The sequence below is a fragment of the Undibacterium sp. 5I1 genome (assembly GCF_034314085.1).
Taxonomy (GTDB): Bacteria; Pseudomonadota; Gammaproteobacteria; order Burkholderiales; family Burkholderiaceae_D; genus Undibacterium.
Map to the genome: position 1 here is coordinate 80,174 of NZ_JAVIWI010000001.1, position 19,217 is coordinate 99,390.

The window sequence follows — 19,217 nt, forward strand, 5'->3', positions numbered from 1 at the left end:
AAATGCCATGATTCAATATTATTTTTTTCTGGGTATCCGCAGCCTGCGACGTAATCCGGTATTGACAAGTTTGATGGTGTTAACGCTGGCAATCGGGGTCGCGGCGAGCGTGTCTACGCTGACGATTTTGCACATGATGTCAACTGATCCTATCCCCTCAAAAAGCGATCGCCTGTTTGTGCCTGTCATGGACAACTCTCCGTTGGAAGGTTATGTCCCAGGTGCGCCGATTGAGGAAACGCAATTATCTTATCCTGATGTAACCAATTTTTTAAAAGCGGATCAGGGCGTGCGACGTGCGGCGGTGTATGGCGTTCAAATGACATTAGAGCCATCCAGACCAGATTTACGTGTTGCCGATATTCAGGGACTTGCCGTCAGCGCCGACTATTTTGCTATGTTTGAAGTTCCTTTTTCTCAAGGTCAGGGTTGGACTAACGCAGAAGAAAAAAATGCAGCCAAAGTCGTTGTATTGAGCCAGACCTTAAGCGAAAAATTGTTCGGAAAAGAGAGCGCACTTGGCAAGCGCTTACGTATGCAAAATAATGAATATCAAGTGATCGGCGTCTTGGGTAAATGGAATCCCTTACCCCGCTTTACCCATTTGATCAACGGTAGCGGAGGAAGTTTTAAAGGGGAAGATGAGTTTTATATTCCTTTCAATACAGCAGCCGTAGTCGAGATAGGACCAAGTGGGTCTATGTGGTGTCACGGTCCTATGGGTGCTGGCTTTAAGGGAATCCTTGCCTCTGATTGCACTTGGCTACAATTTTGGTTTGAAACAGCAACAGCCTCAGATCATACCAAGCTACTTAATTACCTGAATGCTTACACCGCAGATCAAAAGAAAGTAGGCCGCTATCCTCGTGGCGCACCGAATCTTTTGTTGAACGTAAAAGAGTGGATGAGCTTTCTGAAAATTGTAAGGGACGATAGTAAATTATCTGCATGGCTGGCATTTGGATTCTTATTACTCTGCCTGGTGAATACCGCCGGATTATTACTGGCAAAATTTTCTGTGCGATCGTCGGAGGTTGGAGTGCGCAGGGCGCTTGGTGCTAGTCGGGCAGATATTTTTATGCAGTTTTTTATTGAGACCGGTGTGATTGGTTTAGTTGGTGGTCTTTTTGGATTAGTTTTAAGTTTCGGCGGACTTTGGCTGATCTCAAGACAGTCGGGTGAGATGGCAGTGCTGGCGAAGATGGACTGGAATATGCTAGTTTTGACCTTCATCCTCGCTGTGAGTGCCAGTGTGCTGGCAGGCTTACTCCCGACCTGGCGCGCATGTCAGGTGACGCCAGCGCTACAACTTAAATCCCAATAATAGTAAAGAGGATCAATATGGAAATCCGTCCGATTTTATCTGCGTTGTTGAGAAATAAAACAGCACCGCTGTTAGTTGCAATACAGGTTGCTATCAGCTTGGCGATTTTGACCAACGCCATGTATATCGTCCAGCTGAGGCAAGAGGCATCCGTACGCTCCAGCGGTATTAATGACGAAGCTAGTGTGTTTCATATTACTAGCAGTCGTCTTCAAAGAAAATCAATGGATGACTTTAAAGCGGTATTACAGAGCGAAAAACAAATTCTGCGTGCGATCCCCGGTGTAGTCTCTGTGGCGCAAACATCGCAGGTGCCGATGTCGCGTTCAGGTAGTCGTTCAAGTATTTCTGTCGACCGTCTACAAACCTTGCCCTCCACTACAGTTGATAATTACAACACCTCTGATTCTTTGGTAAAAACCTTAGGATTAAAACTGATTGCCGGTCGTGATTTTAATCCTGATGACGTACTTGAATATGATCCGCGCGAACAAAGTGACTTAAGACCGCGTGTCGTGATTGTGACAAAAGCGGTAGCCAAAGAACTCTATCCCAATGAGGCAAATGTGATTGGAAAATCCATGTTTTGGGGCACAGGCAATGATTCCGATGAATCGAAAATCATTGGCGTCGTCGAGAGTTTACAGACCACTGAAGCAGAAAGTACAGGACGGTTTGAGGATTCTGTTATTGCCCCTTTAACTACCGTCAGATCATCGAACACCTATTTTGTGCGTGTTGAAGCAGGTCAAAGAGACCGTGTAATGAAAGAGGCAGAATCAGCACTGACTAAAGCAGCCGGAGAGCCAATGATTGTTCGAATGGATACGATAGATAATGAGCGATTTAAGCGTTATCGCAGCGATAAGGCTTTGGCGTGGATGCTGATTACCGTGAGTGCATTGTTGATGTTGGTGACTGCCAGCGGGATTGTCGGTATGAGTACCTTATGGGTTGCACAACGTCGCAAGCAAATCGGTGTGCGCCGGGCTTTGGGTGCGCGTAAGGTAGATATTTTGCGCTACTTTATTACCGAAAATATCTTGATTACGACTGGCGGAATTGTTCTCGGCACTATGCTCGCGGTAGGGCTCAATCAATTACTGGTCAGTCAGTTTGAGTTAAGCAAATTGCCGTTCCAGTATTTATTCTTTGCACCCTGCGTGTTTTGGATATTGGGTGTCGCTGCTGTGTATGTGCCTGCTTTGCGTGGGGCGAGTATTTCACCTGCTACGGCGACACGTGGCGCTTAGAATGTGATCGGTCCTATCTTATCGGCGTATCGGAAAAACTTTATGTGATGTTCTGTTTTTTTGTGTTGTACGATGCGGTTTAATCCGATATTCCATAATCAATTTCTCTATGCCTAATGTACTCATCATTGACGACAACCCCTCGATTGCCATCGCACTGGAGGTGCTGTTGTCTTTGCACGATATCGCCGCAATCAGCGCGCAATCGCCGGAACAAGGCTTAGCGTTATTAGAAAAAACCAGTGTCGATTTAGTGATACAGGACATGAACTTTAGCGCTGACACTACCTCTGGTGAGGAGGGCGTAGCCTTGTTTCATCAGATTCGTCAACGTCATCCCGATCTGCCTGTGATTTTGCTCACCGCCTGGACGCATCTGGATGCTGCTGTTGGATTGATTAAAGCAGGTGCTGCGGATTACTTAGCTAAGCCTTGGAATGATCAGCGTCTGATGGCGACAGTAAAAAATCTGATCGAGCTAGGTCAAGCCAATCGGGCATTGCAGCAGAGAGTGTTGCGTGAGCGTAAAAATAAACGCGAGCTGGAACAAAAATATGACCTGCGTAATTTAGTCTGGCAAGACGCGGCAACAGAGCGAGTGTTGACTATGGCCTGTCAGGTTGCACGCTCAGATGTATCTGTGCTGATCACAGGGCCGAATGGTGCTGGCAAAGAGAGAATTGCCGAAATTATTCAAGCTAATTCCAGTGTTAAAGATGGTACTTTTGTTGTGTTAAATTGTGGTGCACTTCCTTCTGAATTGATTGAGGCAGAATTATTCGGTGCTGAAGCCGGTGCTTATACCGGTGCCATCAAAGCGCGGGAGGGTAAGTTTGAGGCAGCTGATGGCGGTACCTTATTCTTAGATGAAATTGGTAACTTACCGCTTGCAGGGCAGATGAAGTTATTACGTGTGTTGGAGACTGGACGTTTTGAACGTCTTGGCTCTAACAAAGAGCGTCAGGTTAAGGTCCGGGTGATCAGTGCGACCAATGCTGATTTAACCGCGATGATTAAAGCGGGAAGCTTCAGAGAGGATTTGTATTATCGCCTGAACGTGATTCAGCTCAATTTACCGTCCTTGGCAGATAGACCGGACGACATCATTCCCTTAGCGATGCATTTCTTAAGTCGTGGTGAAAGCGCTGCTAAAACTCTACATCCGACAGCACGTGCGTTGTTGCTGCAGTATACCTGGCCCGGTAATGTGCGTGAATTAAAAAATGTCATGCAAAGAGCAAGCTTGCTTGCCAGCGATTCAGAGCTGAAAGCCAGCGATCTAGGCTTGCCAGTGATCGCGCAAGCGCGCGTCAATGTCGAGGTGGAACTGGATCGTGCGACGATAGAAAAAGCCTTAAGTAAGGCAAATGGGGTGATTGCTCAGGCGGCCACGGAGTTGGGGTTAAGCCGTCAGTCGCTCTACCGGCGGATGGACAGACTTGGCATTAGCAAGGCCGGGTGATCTGAGTGACGCCTGACGACTCTAAAACCAAGCTAGGTATATCGCTGACAGCCAGATTTACTTTGCTGTCCGTTTTTTTAATCGCGATGAGCATTGCTCTGGTCTATACGTCGCAGCATTTTTTTCCTAAAGAGTTTGGTCTGACAGTATTACTTGTCGCACTGGTGATGTTGCCGGTTACGGTCATGCTGGTACGTAACCAGATGCAAGCGATGTTGGCATTATTCCGCGCGCTGAGTGGTACCGTCATTAGCTATCAGGATGGAGATTATTCGTTTGGACTGCATTGGCCGCGGCATGATGAGCTGGCGGATTTGGTGGATGCCCATAATGCGTTGGGTGATGTATTACGCGAGCAGCGCCTGAGTCTGGTTCAGCGTGAGTTGTTGCTGGATACAATGCTACAAAATACGCCGGTGGCAATGCTGCTGGTTGCCGAAAAAGGCCCGATTGTTTTTGCCAATATCGCCGCGAGACAGTTGCTCAACGAGGGTCGTAAGTTAGAAGGCCATACTCTTGATGCGTTGTTAAAACATCTCTCAGCTTCGTTGCGCGACGCCATCGATAAAGGTGGCGACGGTTTGTTCACGGTCAATGCCAAAGAGGGCGCAAACAGACAAAACGGTGATGACGAGGAGGAGGTGTATCACCTGGCACGTCGTAACTTCAGTTTGAACGGACGGCATCATGAACTGCTATTGTTGCGCCACTTGACGGCAGAGCTGCGCCGGCAAGAAGTCCAGACCTGGAAAAAAGTCATCCGTGTGATCAGCCATGAATTGAATAATTCGCTGGCACCGGTGGCCTCACTCGCCAACTCTGGCGCAGAGTTATTGCGGCGAGGGCAAACTGAGCGCTTGCCAGAAATTTTATCCACGATAGAAGAGCGTTCCCGCCACCTGGAAAGCTTTATTCAAGGTTATGCGAGTTTTGCTAAATTGCCGACCCCGCGCACAGAAACGACCTCGTGGCAGCCATTTATTTCTCGCTTGCAGTCGCAGATGGATTTCCACCTGATCGGTGAATTACCTGATGAGAAGGTCAGTTTTGATATCGCGCAAATGGAGCAGGCGTTACTCAACCTGTTAAAAAACGCGCATGAATCAGGATCAGCGCCTGAACATGTCAGTTTAGGTGTGCGTCGATTGCACGGCATGATACGCATCGAAGTCATGGATCAGGGCAATGGAATGATCGATGCCGTTATGTCAAACGCGCTGGTACCGTTTTATTCGACCAAACGCAGTGGTACCGGATTAGGATTGGCGCTGGCGAGAGAAATTATCGAAGCGCATGGCGGTCGCATCTTGCTGCGTAACCGTCAAGGCGGTGGCGTGATAGTGACTTTAGTATTGCCTGCATAATATTAAAAATAGGCAGTAGTAAGCTGTAAAAATAGATAAATAGGGGAGTATAGGCAATAATATAGGGTATCGTCCAGATAATCATTGGACGTTAAAAAATACACCGGGGTAGTAATTTTATGAGGGATATAGCAAAAAACGCCAGTTCATCATCCCTGCGCAGGCGGAGAGCCAGCGTCTTTGCTGATACTTTTGCTGACCGATGCTAGCTGTCCACCCGCACTAGAACGATAAATTGACGGATGTTCAACCACTGAGCCTGATCGAAATTTCAGGCTCAGTGATCAAGCTCAGTGATCAAGCTCAGTGATTAAGCGTAGTGAATAACATCGTAATCAGACGCAACGATCAAATCTATGCCGCCACTTTCGCTTCTTGCATCGTTGGATAATCGGTATATCCTTTTTCTTCACCACCGTAGTAGGTCGTGCGATCACCCTGATTGAGTTCTGCGCCTGCTGCAAAACGTGCGACCAGATCTGGGTTAGCGATATAAGGGCGACCAAATGCAACGGCGTCAGACAAACCGCTGGCGATCAAAGCTTCTGCTTCATCGGCGGTGTAGCCACCGCAGCAAATCAATGTGCCTTTGAATGCAGCACGTAATTGCTTACGGAATGCTTCCGTCAACACCGGACCGCCTGCCCAGTCAGGTTCTGCAATATGCAAATAAGCGATATCACGCTGGGTGAAGGCTGCAGCCAAATACAATGCCATTTCTTCGGCTTCAGTATCAGCAATACCATGTGCGACGAAGTGTGGCGAGATGCGAACACCTACGCGGTCAGCGCCGATTTCTGCAATCGCTGCATCGACTGCTTCCAACGTCAGGCGTGCGCGATTTTCCAGTGAGCCGCCATAGATGTCGGTACGGACATTGCTGTTGGTCGACATGAATTGCTGTAACAAATAACCATTGGCAGCGTGGACTTCCACCAGATCAAAACCGGCTTGTTTTGCGCGTACTGCCGCAGCACTATATTGCGCAACGATGCCTGGCATTTCTTCCAACAGCAAAGCGCGTGGTGTTTCGGTCGGGACGTTGGCGGGCGTGCCATCTGGTTGCACAACGAAGCACTGACTATTGGCCGCGATGATCGCAGACGGTGCTACCGGTGCTGCGCCGTTTTCTTGCAACAGCGAGTGAGAAATGCGACCGACATGCCAGAGTTGCAGTGCGATTCGGCCACCTTTGTTGTGCACGGCACCAACCACTTGCTTCCAGCCGGCTTGTTGTGCGTCGGTATAAATGCCAGGTGTCCATGCATAACCCTGACCTTGACGGGAGATTTGGCTAGCCTCGGTCACGATCAAACCTGCGGTGGCGCGCTGTGCGTAGTACTCAACATTCAGTGCGCGTGGTAGATCACCAGGTTGCCCTGCACGTGAGCGTGTCAATGGCGCCATCACTACGCGGTTATTTAAATGGATGCTGCCGGTTGCTACAGGGGAGAGTAAATGCTTAAGCATGTGTATCCTTTAAGAGTAAATAAAATAGACCAGTCGTCTAGTCTGGATTAAAAATAAAAGGCAATTAATTGCCTGTCTCGGTTTGATCAGGATTAAAAAACCTGGTCTTTAATATTGCGTCAGTCTTATTGCTAAGGGGTTTGTAGCGGTTGTAGCGGTTGTAGCATTTGCTGCGTTTGTTTATAGGCTAAATCCATTGCCTTGATATCGTGGTTAACCTTGGTCAATAATGACGCGCCAACCCACATGCCATATAAAGATTCGGCTAGTTGTGCGGCATCTAACTGCTTGGACAGACTACCTTCGGCCTGCGCCTGTTCCAACACTTGCGCGATTTGTTCGATGATGCGCGTCATGCCCTTGCTCAAAGCGATACGCATCGGCTCTGACAAATCCGCGACTTCAGCGGCCAGTTTTATCGCCAGGCACATGACCTGACATTGGCTGTTGTCGGCAACTTTGCGCCAATTGCCAAAGTAAGCTAACAGGCGTTCGCGCGAGCTGATTGATTCGTTACAAAACAACAGAGCAGAGCGTGCATGATAATCATCAAAGTAGCGTTCTAACAACGCAACGCCAAAGCCTTCTTTAGATTGGAAGTAATGATAAAAAGAACCTTTAGGCACTTCTGCGCGAGTCAAAATCTCATTCAAGCCGATTGCACTAAAGCCACGCCCCACGATCAGCTCTTGGCCAATGGCGAGTATGCGTTCTCGGGTATCTTGATATTGATCTATTCTGTCCATAACACAAGATATTATTAGACCAGTCGTCTAGTGTCAAGATATTTGATGTTTTAAATCATGTTTAGTCACGGCATGGTGGTCGCAATGAGGTGTATTACTTATTGTTGGTTTAACCCGAAGGACGCATGCTAATTGAGTCTTCGTCGCATTTTATGCGATAATCTAAATTTCCGTGTGGAAATAAAATTACTCTAATGTCTCCCATGTTCAATCATGTTCCGCTGGCTTTCGCTTAACGAAAGCGGGCTAGATCCAACAGAGCACACCGTATGGAAAATAAGCGCTTTGCGTATTATTTTGGTGTCAGGTTTTTTGTTGGAAGCAATTGTTGCCGTTGATAGTTCGCTCAAAGCGATTGCTGTCGGGGCTTATCACGTCTTATGGGTTGTGGGCTTGTTTTACCTTGCCTTGAGTATCGGCCTGTTTTATTCGGCGCGCCATGTTGCCTTAAGTGCGGGTGTGTTAATTGGCACGGTATATGGCGCTGCGTTTGCCATGCTCAGTTTTATTGATCAATTTGAAATCGCCAAACTTGGTGTGATTTTTATCTACACCACACCCATCATCGCAAGATTATTTTTTAATACCCGACTAGCAGTTGGGTTGATGTTGGTGAATAGCTTGCCGTTTTTACTGTTACTGCATAATCAACCGATCTTCCATTTTCCTGGTATTAATATCACGCTGCCAGATAGTCACGGCTATGTTCAGTCTTTGCTGTTCCTATTTTTTAATGTCTGTGTGCCGCTCGCAGTATTTCGCGTCCTACATGCTCTGGATGCATCTGCTGCCCGTCACCGCAAGACCAGTGTCGAGCTTGAGGTTAGCCATGCCCAGTACCACGAGATTTTTCAAAATGCGGGAAGTGCGCTGGTATTGACCGATAGCAACGGCACAATTTTGCAAGCGAATAATCTGGCGAATGCTTTACTGGGATGTGTGACGGAGGTATCCGCAAATGGCTCTACTATTCTTGGGGCTACTGACAGCAAAGACACCAATGACACCAGAGGCAGTCAATTATTTGACTGGTTGTCTTTAGATAATAGTGTTCGCCTCAAAGTAAACACATCTGCGTCTAGCTCAGCTATTAATAATATGGCTAATGAAGAGGTTGCCAATCTACGTATGTCCGCATACCGGACGCGTGACGGTAAATTGGTCTCGATGGAAAATATTTCTCAGACCAAAAACGAAAACTATATCGTCGCGCTGCGTGATGTTTCGCACTTGTACTCGATGCACAATGCCTTGCAACTGAGTCAGGAGCGTGAAAGCTTTTTGACCAATCACGATACCTTAACCAATTTACCTAACCGCGACATGTTGCGCCAGCATTTGCGGCGTATTCTGGCAAATCCTACGCCAGATAAAGTGACTGCATTGGTCTCGTTTCGCCTGAATAGTATCCGTCATGCGAATCAAAAATTAGGCGTACATTTTGGCGATCAATTACTGCGTCGCTTCGCAGAAGAATTATCCACTGTTCTGCCGCAAGATTGTTTTTGTGCGCGCTTACGCAGTATTGTTTTTTCCTTCGTTGTCGAGCAATACAGTACGCCGGGCGATATTATTAAACTGGTCGAGCGTGTGCGACATGCCTTGCCTAAAGAGATTTTGATCGATGGCGAAACTTTGCTGGTTCAGTTTTCAGCAGGTATCGCGCTGGTCAGAACAGACGAGACCGAAGCCGATGATCTGATACGCCGTAGTGAATTGGCGCTAGACACCGCGCGCCGCTCCAGCGAATCGGGCGCGACTTTATTTGATGATGAGGACGAATCAGAAATCCGGCGCAGTATCGAAATCGAAGTCGATATTATCAACGGCCTTAAGCAGCGTGAATTCAGGCTGGTATATCAACCCAAGATCACACAAGACGGCAGTCTGGCTGGGGTAGAGGCGCTGATACGCTGGCAGTCCTCCAGCTTGGGTAATGTGTCCCCGGTTGAATTTATTCCGATTGCAGAGCGCGCTGGTTTAATCCGCGAGATCAGCAATTTCGTACTCGATAGCGCCTGCTCACAAATCCGGCAATGGCTGGATGAATTTGGCGACAGTCCGGTAGTGGCGGTAAATCTGTCCGCCTCTGATGTGGCGCGTAGCGACTTACTGGAACTGATAGAGCGTACTTGTGCCCAGTATGCGGTGACAGCCCAATATCTGGAATTTGAAATCACAGAAACCGGTCTAATCGCGAACGAATCTCTGGCAGTAGAGCATTTAAATGCGCTGAAAGAAAAAGGCTTTGGCATTGCGATAGATGATTTTGGTACTGGCTATTCTTCCTTATCAAAACTAAGCCACTTCCCCGCCCGCAGCGTCAAAATTGATCGTTCGTTTGTTGCGCAGATTGGCAATAATCAAAAAAGTGAAATGATCATCAAAGCGATTGTCTCGCTAGCCAGCATCTTGTCTTGTACGACAGTAGCAGAGGGTGTAGAAAACCTAGAGCAAGAGCAATTCCTGAAAGATATCGGCTGTGATTATTTCCAGGGATATTTGTATTATCGTCCTTTGGAAGTCGCCGATATGCACTCCTTGCTCGCACAGCAATTCGACATGACCTGCCAAATTTTAGCCGCTTGTTGATCGTTGATTTGCGCTGTTCGCTACGAACTTAGCTGACTTCTTCATTACTTTTTTCGTTCGTCACAGCGGTTACTTTCTCCTCCTGATTGCCACGTTCCCTCTGCGCAACTGATTCAACACATCATTTAGACCAATGGCTAAATAAGTCCTTGACTTCATTTAGATGATTAGCTAATCTTCAAAACATGAATCAGATATTTAAAGCCCTCTCCGATCCGACTCGCCGTCAGGTACTGGCGCTACTGCGCAATGGTCCACAAACGGCAGGCGAGTTAGCGGACTATTTTGACGTGTCCAAACCCACCATGTCAGCCCATTTTTCTATCCTGCGTGAAGCTGATTTAATCGCTTCCTCAAAACAAGGCAAGACCATCGTGTATTGCTTGCAACTCTCGGTACTGGAGGACGCCTTGCTTGGGTTTGCCCAACTGCTGGGCAGTCAGCTTAAGGCGGACTCATCACCAATGTCACCGCCATTAACATCAGCAGCAGTGCCAGATGCTCAACCACCATCCTCACAAACTGAAGGAAAATGATGAAAACTATCTCCGAGCAACCGCTCCGCACATTCGCCATCCTCATCAGCACATGGGTAGTTTTTGCCAGCAGCTATCTGTGCTACCTCCATCTTGCCCGTCCTTGGCCTTATGTCCTCGCGCTCGCTATCATCGGTATCGCGTGGATCGCTCGTCAGTTGTTACCAACAGGTGCAGCAGTTGGCTCGGCAGGCCAAGTCAATCGCCGTAAAATTACGCAAGCCATAGTGCTAGCTGGCTCAATGCTGGGACTCGCTTTGCTTATACCGTTGGGATGGACGGATGGATTAGTCAGTCAGTTTGCCGAGCGGAGCAATAGCGTGATGATGGGAGTCATCGTTGTCGTCTTTGCCAACAGCATCCCCAAACAAGTAAGCACAGCACGTGGTCTCGCAATGCGCCGGATTGCAGGCTGGGCTTTGGTAGTTGGTGGCTTGGGATATGCGCTGTCCTGGTTATTCTTGCCGCTAGCCTACGCAAATATCGCAGCACCACTCATACTATTTTTAGGGCTGATGTATGCGCTAGTACGCATCCTCGGAGATCGTGTACTACGTAGTGCTGGCGGATGTTGATTTTCTCGTTAAATTAATATACTCCCCTCTATTTTTTTAAAATATGCCTTAGTGTCCAGTATTTAATTGGACTACTTATATATACAGAGTGAGAGTATATTGATTTTGCAATAGTGTTCTGCTTGTATATCAATCTTATTGTTCACCATGTTCGCCCGGCATTTTGATGAACCACCACAGTAATGATTGTCCGAATTGCCGCCCAAACTACTGAATCGCTGAATCAGTGACTGCTCCAATCTTCACCCAAATTTCCACCCGGATTTTTCAGATTAAATCCTCCTGACTCCGCGATAGCATTCACTCTCTCTTCATCAATCCTGAAGAAAAATTCAGGACTTCTTAAGTATTTCTTCAGACACACATCGTTAAAATGCAACACCTGAGTCCTGACGTCATTCTCAGGTCAAATACCGCAAATAAACTCTAGGCCAAATTCAAGGCTCAATTCAAAACTTTATGGTTCTGAATTGATTGTGGCTGGTTAACAACTTTGCATACTCTGCTTGCTCATCTGAGAAGTAGTCCCAAGACCGATCATCGTCTGGATTTCTTTCCGGTAAAAATATACCCAGACTAGCCCCCACTGGTCGTTACGACCAAAAATCTGCAGCACTGACATTGTCGTGTGAATAAACAATGAGGCAAACCTCAATGAAAATGATAAATCCTATTTCCACGATCACAAAAAATCGTCAACGTCTTACGGTGCTTGTTGCGATGCTTGGTAGCTTTGCGCTAGTGGTTTTGATCGCTGACAAATTGTCCGCCTCTGCTGGTGCAACAACTGCCAAAACATCAGATGAGGAACAAATGATGATCCGGCAGGGCGATAAAATTAGCGTCCCCGCTAAATCACCTTTGCGATCCCGGCTGGCTGTTTTGCCAGTGGCAACGTCGGTGCCATCGCACATCATTACCGTACCTGCGACGGTGGAGGCTGACCCTTCGTTGACAGTCAATATTTTGCCGCCGTTGACCGGGCGTTTGGTCGAGTTAAAAGTAAAGCTGGGGGATGTCGTTAAACAAGGGCAAGTGCTGGCGCTCATCAGCTCGCCGGATTTGGCGCAAGCCTATGCAGATGCCGATAAAGCGCAGGACGGCCTGGAGTTATCGCATAAAGCGCTGGAGCGCGCGCGTGGCGTGAATGCTGCGGGTGGTAATGCCGCCAAAGATTTTGAGCAAGCGACTAGCAATTATGTACAAGCCCAAGCAGAAGCGCGACGTGCTGAAACCCGTCTGAGGGTGTTGAATGGCTCCACAAACACGCTCCAAAGCAATACCAGCAATACCAGCAATACCAGCAATACTGGTAATGCCATCAACACCCACACCAAAGCCAGTTCCAGATTACTCAGCATCACTGCACCTATCTCAGGCGTGGTCACTACGCTTACTGTGGGCAGCGGCGCCTATCTGAACGACGCTACAGCGAGCCTGATGACCGTCGCTAATCTCAACCAGATTTGGGTCACGGCCAATGTGCCAGAACAATTGGTCTCTTCCGTCGCTAAAGGGCAGTCGGTAGATATTAACTTACCTGCTTACCCTAACCAGACGTTTCATGGCACGGTCGCCTTTGTCAGTGCCGTGCTGGAGCCAGACACCAGACGCAATAAAGTGCGCATCAGCTTTGCCAATCAGGATGGCAAGCTCAAGCCGAATATGTTTGCAACGGCTAGTATTTTGCTTACGCAAACTACGCAAACTACGCAAACTACGCAAACTACGCAAACTACGCAAACTACGCAAACTACCAAAGCCGGATCAACACCTCAAGCGCAGGCGTCACAGCCGGCCTCTATTACACCTATTACGATCCCAACTTCGGCTTTGTTAATGAACAATGACGACATCACCGTATTTGTTGAAGTTGCTCCGTGGACGTTTGTACGCCGCAGCGTGGAATTGGGTCATGAGGATAACGACAAGGTGACCATCTTGTCCGGTCTGACTGCAACAGATCGTGTGGTCGTACGCGGTGGAGTGCTGCTCAATGATTAACCAGCTCATCGCTTTATGTTTCCGGCGGCGTCATCTGGCATGGGTGCTGGCGATTGTGATTTCGATGTATGGTTACGTGTCATGGCAAAAAATGGCAGTCGAAGCCTATCCCGATTTAAGTGATGTCACAGTACAGGTTTCTACCCAAGTGCCGGGTCTGGCTGCGGAAGAAATAGAGCAACAAATCACCACGCCACTAGAGCGCGCGCTGAGTAATACGCCAGGCTTAGTCACGATGCGTTCCAGCAGCACGTTTGCATTGTCTTTGATCACTCTTGTGTTTCAGGATGGCGCAGATGATTATTTCGTACGCCAACGTGTGTTGGAGCGTATTGCATCAGTCTCGTTACCCGCTGGTGTGCAGCCGGGTCTGGGGCCGGTTTCTGGGCCGGCGGGAGAAATTTTTCGGTATACGCTGGAATCCGATACCAAAAATCTGATGGAGTTATCCGAGATTCAGCGCTGGATCGTGATCCCCGGATTTAAGCAGGTACCCGGCATTGCAGATGTGAATAACTTTGGCGGATTTACCAAACAATTTCAGTTAGAACTTGACCCCACCCAGCTGCAACGTTACAACGTGGTGTTGAATGATGTGGTGACCGCGATCAACGCCAATAGCGCCAATGCAGGCGGTGGCCGGATTGCACGTGGCGAGCAAAGTTATGTCATCCGCGGCATCGGGCAGGTGCATTCGCTAGATGATCTGGCGACGGTTGTGGTCACGCAAAATAACGGTGTTCCGGTACTGCTACGTGATCTCGGCAAGCTGCAATACGGACATCAGGAACGTGAAGGCATTCTGGGTAAAGACAATAATCCAGACACCATAGAAGGCATTGTGCTCATGCTTAAATATGAGAACCCTTCTATGGTCTTGCAAGGCGTGCATGCAAAAGTAGAGCAGCTACGCAAAAAGCTGGAGCCTATGGGTGTCAAGATTGTGCCCTACATTGATCGTGATGATCTGGTCAAACTAACGGTGCATAAAGTCAGCCATACCGTGTTGGAAGGCATAGGTTTAGTCTGCCTGGTACTGATCTTATTTTTGGGTAGCCCACGTAGCGCGGTTGTAGCTGCTGTGGCAATACCGATTGCGCTGGTCACGGTCTTTATCATTATGGCGGCGACCAAAATGCCTGCCAATTTATTCTCACTCGGAGCGATTGATTTTGGCATTATTGTCGATGGCGCGATTGTCGTTATGGAGGCGATCTTGTTGCGTCGCGAGAAAAATCCTGATGTTGAATTATCAGAAGAAGATGTCTTGCGCACGACAGGGCAAGTGGCGCGCCCGATCTTTTTTGCGACCTTGATTATTATCGCTGCCTACATCCCCTTATTCGCATTCCAGCGTGCTGAGGGCAAGTTGTTAACACCGATGGCCTACACGGTTTCTTATGCCTTGTTAGGTGCTCTAGTATGCGCACTGGTATTGATCCCGGGACTTGCGTTTACCGCTTTGCGTAAGCCGCGCAAAATATTTCATAACCGCCCCTTAGTCTGGCTAACCCAAAGATACACCAGTCTGTTGCGTCATTCGTTAGAAAATACCTGGATTGCGTACGGCATAGGCGCATTGACGCTGGTGTGCGTCATCATTCTCGGCTCAACAGCGGGACGCGAATTTTTACCTGATATTGATGAGGGAGCGCTGTGGCTACAGGTGCAAGTACCCAGCGGTATTTCTATCGAAAAAGCTAATGAGATGGCGAGTGATTTGCGCAGAACATTAAAAGAGTTTCCAGAAATTTCTTACGTCGTCACTCAGCTTGGTCGTAATGATGACGGTACCGATCCGTGGACGCCATCGCATATGGAAGTGCCAGTCGGATTAAAGCCTTACGATCAGTGGCCCAATGGCGGTAGCAAGGCTGATCTGATCAAACGCCTGAATCAGCGTTTTGCCACTATGCCGGGATTTTCTATCAGCATCAGTCAGCCGATTATTGACGGTGTAAATGACGCGATCGGTGGTGCGCATAGCCCATTAGTCTTGCGTGTGTATGGCGACGATCTGAGAGAAAATCGCCGTATTGGTAATCAGATTGTCGATATTTTGCAGACGATACCCGGTACTGCCTCGGCATCCTTATTCCAGGAGCCGCCGATACCGCAAGTGGTGATTAAAGTGGATAGAGAACAGGCTGCACGTTACGGTATTAACACAGCAGATATCGCGGCCCTGATACAGACCGGAGTTGGCGGTGCGGCGATCTCATCGGTGTATGTGGGCGATCGTATTTACAATGTGACCGCACGTTTTCCTAAAGCCAGCAAAAACAATCCTGAGTCCTTGGGTAGCCTGACATTAAACAGTTCAACCGGCGCAAAGATCGCTTTATCGCAAGTTGCCAGTATCAAACTCCAGACCGGAGAAAGTACGATTTCACATGAGGCGAGTGAACGTCAGATCACTGTCCGTATCGATAATCGTGGACGTGATCTCACTTCTTATTTGGCAGAAGCGCAACAAAGGATTGATGCTGAGATCAAAATTAATCCGCAGAAAATTCGGCTCGAATGGGCAGGGCAGTTTGAGAACGAACGACGGGCTCACGCAAGGCTAATCGTTATTTTAGGCGTGGTATTGGCGCTAATGTCCGTATTGCTGTTCTTCCAGTTTGGAAAAATCCGTCAGGTCATTTTAATCTTGGGTGTGGTACCAATGGCGACCTTGGGTGGACTTGTTGCCTTGCATGTGACTGGCGAGACTTTAAACGTCGCAACCGCAGTCGGCTTTATTGCCTTGTTTGGAGTGTCGGTACAAAACGGCATCATCATGGTTGCTAACTTCCGCCGTGTACGCGGTCAGGGTTTGCCGCTAAACGATACCGTCATTGCAGGTGCAACCGAGCGCCTGCGCCCTGTCTTGATGACGGCGACTGTCGCTGCCTTCGGCATGCTACCTGCAGCGCTGGCAACTGGCGTTGGCACCGATGTCCAGCGTGGACTGGCAACCGTAGTCGTCGGTGGTTTGATCGTATCAACCTTGCTGACTTTATTTATTCTACCCACTTACTATTTTGCGATGGAACGTCTGTTCGAGAGCAAAACTTGGGGTTTGCGATTAAGGCAGAATCGATAATGAAAAATCTGAATCGGCTCTTGATGAAGCATCCTATGTTTCACAATTTATTCAAAAAACCGGCTAATGTTATAGAGCGTATCGTGGCAAAAATTGTGACTGAGAATGCAATGGTAAAAGTGCGAGCATATTGGTCGCCCATCGCTGGCTTGCTGCTGTTATCCGGATGTGCTGCAGGACCTGATTATGTGCGTCCGGCGACTATGCTGCCGTCGACTTATATGTCTGGCACTGCATCCGTTCCTACATCAAACGGTAGCGTTAAAAATCAACCGGATAGCGGCATAGATAAAAATCTGGAGTCACAAAAATTTATCCAAAGTGATATTCCCGCGCAGTGGTGGGAGCTATTTCAATCGCCTGCATTAAGTACCTTGGTCGAGGCAAGTCTAAAACAAAATCCGACTGTAGAAGCAGCGCAGGCCGCTTTGCGTGGCGCGATGGAAAATGTCTATGCGCAGCAAGGCGCGTGGTTCCCATCAGTTGAAGCATCGTTTTTGCCAACCCGACAGAAAATTGCCGGTACCCTCGCCAGCCCGGCTTCTTCCGGTGCCAGCTATTACAACTTGCATACGGCGCAGGTCAGCGTGTCTTATACCTTAGACGTGTTTGGTGGTAATCGCCGCCAGATCGAGTCTTTGCAGGCGCAGGCAGAGGCACAAAAATTTCAGTTAGAAGCCAGCTATTTAACGTTGACGTCTAATGTCGTGGTGGCAGCAATTCAAGAGGCTGCTTTACGCGGTCAGATCGCAGCGACCAAAGAAATCATTGCCAGTCAGACTCAGTTGATGAAGATGATTCAACGTCAGTATGCGCTGGGACAAATCGCACAGATTGATGTCGCGGCACAAGAGTCTGCGCTGGCAAATACAGAAGTGGCGTTGCCATCCTTAGAAAAACAATTAGCCCTGCAAAGAGATTTATTAAGTGCGCTTGCCGGGCGCTTGCCGGATGGGTTTGAGAGCCAACCCAAGAGCCAACCCAAGAGCGAACCCAAGGATAAATCTAATAACGAACATACGTCCGGTCTTGCTACTACGATCTTCACGCTAGACAGCTTGCAACTGCCAGCTGAGTTACCGCTAACGCTACCCGCATCATTGGTTGAGCATAGGCCAGATGTCCGTGCCGCAGAGGAGCAATTACATGCCGCCAGTGCCGCGATTGGTGTTGCTGTTGCTAACCGTTTGCCGAATATTAGTTTGGGTGTGAATACCTATGGCTCTGCTGCCAGTTCTATCAGTGATCTGTTTAAAGCGGGTACCGGTTTTTGGACTTTGGCAGGCAATATCACGCAACCTATTTTTGATGGCGGTACGCTAAAACATCGGCAGGGTGCAGCGCAGGCCGCGTATGATCAAGCGGCCGCGCAATACCGCGCGACTGTGATCAATGCTTTCCAAAATGTGGCAGATGCCTTGATCGCGATACAATCAGACGCGGTTGCGCTAAAGGCTGCACAAAGGGCAGAGCGGGCTGCTGCCAAGAGTCTGGCGATTGTTCAACGGCAACTGGCATTAGGCGATATCAGTAGTGCAAATGTGTTAAGCAGCGAGCAAGCGTATCAGCAATCCCGGTTAAATTTAGTACAGGCGCAGGCAGCTCGTTTGACGGACACCGTTGCATTGTTCCAGGCCTTAGGCGGCGGTTGGTGGAACAGAAATTCTGCAACGGTGACTAAAGACATGGCAGCGTCAAAATAGCGAGGCGCGGATAGCCAGGCCAACATAGCATTACCAATACGCTGCCTTCGGTAACAAAATAAGCAAACAAAAAGAGAATGAGACGATATGGAAATTCTGCGTTTTGAAATGGGATCACGTTTTAGCGAGATGACCGTAGTCGATCTTGGTACTGCTAAATTAATTTATATCGCAGGACAAGTTGCTGAGCATACTTCCTTAGATGTGATGGGACAGACTCGCGAGATTTTGCATTTTATCGATCGTCTGCTGGCCAAAGTAGGCGCTGATAAAACGAATATTGTTTCCGCCAGAATTTATCTGGCATCAGTGGGCGACTATGCCGCGATGAATGATGCCTGGGACACATGGGTAGCGCCGGGCCACGCTCCGGCACGCTCGACCACAGGCGCAAAATTGATTCATCCTGATTACAAAGTAGAGATCGAAATGACGGCGGCTGTTCAAAGCGTTGCTACTTAGATCATTCCTGCTCAGATTATGTAAACAGCGTACAGCCGATGTGACTTTGTCAGAGATCACCAACTACTTCGCCAATCCGTTTTGATGCTTGCTTAATGAGCAGACAAGACCTTAACGATATGGGCAAACTTCCCTTTCTCGCAATTCTCTGGCACTACTTCGACTTCATCATCCAATTTTAAGCTCATGGATTCCGGCACTTCAGCAATGGTATTCAAGCCACGACGTGCATGCTGGTAATGTATTTTGGCGAAATGCTTATTGTCGCGCTCTGAGTCCGTGAGTTTTTCCAGACACTCAGGCAAGTTTTTCCGATCAGACTTCGCATCGTAGAGATTGCTTACCCAGCCATGCTTAAGATTGTCTTTGGCCGCTGGTTCCAGATCAGCTTCATGGCTAAAGGCATTTGGTGTACTGATTGCCAGCGCAGCACAGATACTCAGCAGGCAGATCATCAATCTTGGTATGGTGATTTCTTTCTTGGACATCGTATTCTCCTAAGTCAATAAATTGACGGTTAAGTCACTTTTTGGTCAGATTTTGGCTGATCAATTTAATATACTCCCCATAAGTTTCTATAAAAACCCTATATTGACCAGATAATGTATGGACAATTAAAATATACCTATGGGGAGTAT

At 48.2% G+C, this 19,217-nt stretch carries 14 protein-coding genes; 11 read left to right on the top strand and 3 right to left on the bottom strand.

Annotated features, from left to right (window positions below; genetic code table 11):
• Nucleotides 1–7 precede the first annotated feature (7 nt).
• The 4 genes from RGU72_RS00345 to RGU72_RS00360 all read left to right on the top strand — a co-directional run bounded on the left by RGU72_RS00345 (nucleotide 8) and on the right by RGU72_RS00360 (nucleotide 5,403).
• Complete coding sequence (locus RGU72_RS00345) at nucleotides 8–1,324, top strand: ABC transporter permease (protein ID WP_322117842.1); 1,317 nt, start codon at nucleotides 8–10, stop codon at nucleotides 1,322–1,324.
• A 17-nt stretch (nucleotides 1,325–1,341) separates the two neighbouring features.
• Nucleotides 1,342–2,577, top strand: coding sequence for an ABC transporter permease (locus RGU72_RS00350; RefSeq protein WP_322117843.1), 1,236 nt, complete (start codon nucleotides 1,342–1,344; stop codon nucleotides 2,575–2,577).
• A gap of 109 nt (nucleotides 2,578–2,686) precedes the next feature.
• A complete protein-coding gene (locus tag RGU72_RS00355; protein ID WP_322117844.1) occupies nucleotides 2,687–4,039 on the top strand; it encodes a sigma-54 dependent transcriptional regulator in 1,353 nt (450 codons plus the stop codon).
• A 5-nt stretch (nucleotides 4,040–4,044) separates the two neighbouring features.
• Nucleotides 4,045–5,403, top strand: coding sequence for a PAS domain-containing sensor histidine kinase (locus tag RGU72_RS00360; protein ID WP_322117845.1), 1,359 nt, complete (start codon nucleotides 4,045–4,047; stop codon nucleotides 5,401–5,403).
• Nucleotides 5,404–5,757: 354 nt separating this feature from the next.
• On the opposite strand, the gene RGU72_RS00365 is transcribed toward RGU72_RS00360, so the two are convergent.
• Nucleotides 5,758–6,873 carry an alkene reductase gene (locus RGU72_RS00365; RefSeq protein WP_322117846.1) on the bottom strand — a complete coding sequence of 372 codons (1,116 nt, stop codon included), beginning with the start codon at nucleotides 6,871–6,873 and terminating at the stop codon, nucleotides 5,758–5,760.
• A gap of 131 nt (nucleotides 6,874–7,004) precedes the next feature.
• Nucleotides 7,005–7,619 carry a TetR/AcrR family transcriptional regulator gene (locus RGU72_RS00370; protein ID WP_322117847.1) on the bottom strand — a complete coding sequence of 205 codons (615 nt, stop codon included), beginning with the start codon at nucleotides 7,617–7,619 and terminating at the stop codon, nucleotides 7,005–7,007.
• A 213-nt stretch (nucleotides 7,620–7,832) separates the two neighbouring features.
• Here RGU72_RS00370 and RGU72_RS00375 point away from each other — a divergent pair, with 213 nt between their 5' ends.
• The 7 genes from RGU72_RS00375 (at nucleotide 7,833) to RGU72_RS00405 (ending at nucleotide 18,579) form a co-directional block, all read left to right on the top strand.
• Nucleotides 7,833–10,211, top strand: a complete 2,379-nt coding sequence (locus tag RGU72_RS00375; RefSeq protein WP_322117848.1) for a bifunctional diguanylate cyclase/phosphodiesterase — start codon at nucleotides 7,833–7,835, stop codon at nucleotides 10,209–10,211.
• A 185-nt stretch (nucleotides 10,212–10,396) separates the two neighbouring features.
• On the top strand, nucleotides 10,397–10,747 hold the full coding sequence (locus RGU72_RS00380) for an autorepressor SdpR family transcription factor (RefSeq protein ID WP_322117849.1): 351 nt from the start codon (nucleotides 10,397–10,399) through the stop codon (nucleotides 10,745–10,747).
• Nucleotides 10,747–11,322, top strand: coding sequence for a hypothetical protein (locus tag RGU72_RS00385; RefSeq protein WP_322117850.1), 576 nt, complete (start codon nucleotides 10,747–10,749; stop codon nucleotides 11,320–11,322). The genes RGU72_RS00380 and RGU72_RS00385 overlap by 1 nt, the downstream gene beginning before the upstream one ends.
• A 654-nt stretch (nucleotides 11,323–11,976) precedes the next feature.
• On the top strand, nucleotides 11,977–13,326 hold the full coding sequence (locus RGU72_RS00390; RefSeq protein ID WP_322117851.1) for an efflux RND transporter periplasmic adaptor subunit: 1,350 nt from the start codon (nucleotides 11,977–11,979) through the stop codon (nucleotides 13,324–13,326).
• Nucleotides 13,319–16,414, top strand: a complete 3,096-nt coding sequence (locus tag RGU72_RS00395) for a CusA/CzcA family heavy metal efflux RND transporter (protein ID WP_322117852.1) — start codon at nucleotides 13,319–13,321, stop codon at nucleotides 16,412–16,414. Before RGU72_RS00390 ends, RGU72_RS00395 begins: the two co-directional genes overlap by 8 nt.
• Nucleotides 16,414–18,117 carry a TolC family protein gene (locus RGU72_RS00400; RefSeq protein ID WP_322117853.1) on the top strand — a complete coding sequence of 568 codons (1,704 nt, stop codon included), beginning with the start codon at nucleotides 16,414–16,416 and terminating at the stop codon, nucleotides 18,115–18,117. Before RGU72_RS00395 ends, RGU72_RS00400 begins: the two co-directional genes overlap by 1 nt.
• An 87-nt stretch (nucleotides 18,118–18,204) precedes the next feature.
• Nucleotides 18,205–18,579, top strand: a complete 375-nt coding sequence (locus tag RGU72_RS00405; RefSeq protein ID WP_322117854.1) for a RidA family protein — start codon at nucleotides 18,205–18,207, stop codon at nucleotides 18,577–18,579.
• A gap of 92 nt (nucleotides 18,580–18,671) precedes the next feature.
• On the opposite strand, the gene RGU72_RS00410 is transcribed toward RGU72_RS00405, so the two are convergent.
• Nucleotides 18,672–19,067, bottom strand: coding sequence for a hypothetical protein (locus tag RGU72_RS00410; protein ID WP_322117855.1), 396 nt, complete (start codon nucleotides 19,065–19,067; stop codon nucleotides 18,672–18,674).
• Between the last annotated feature and the right edge of the window lie 150 nt (nucleotides 19,068–19,217).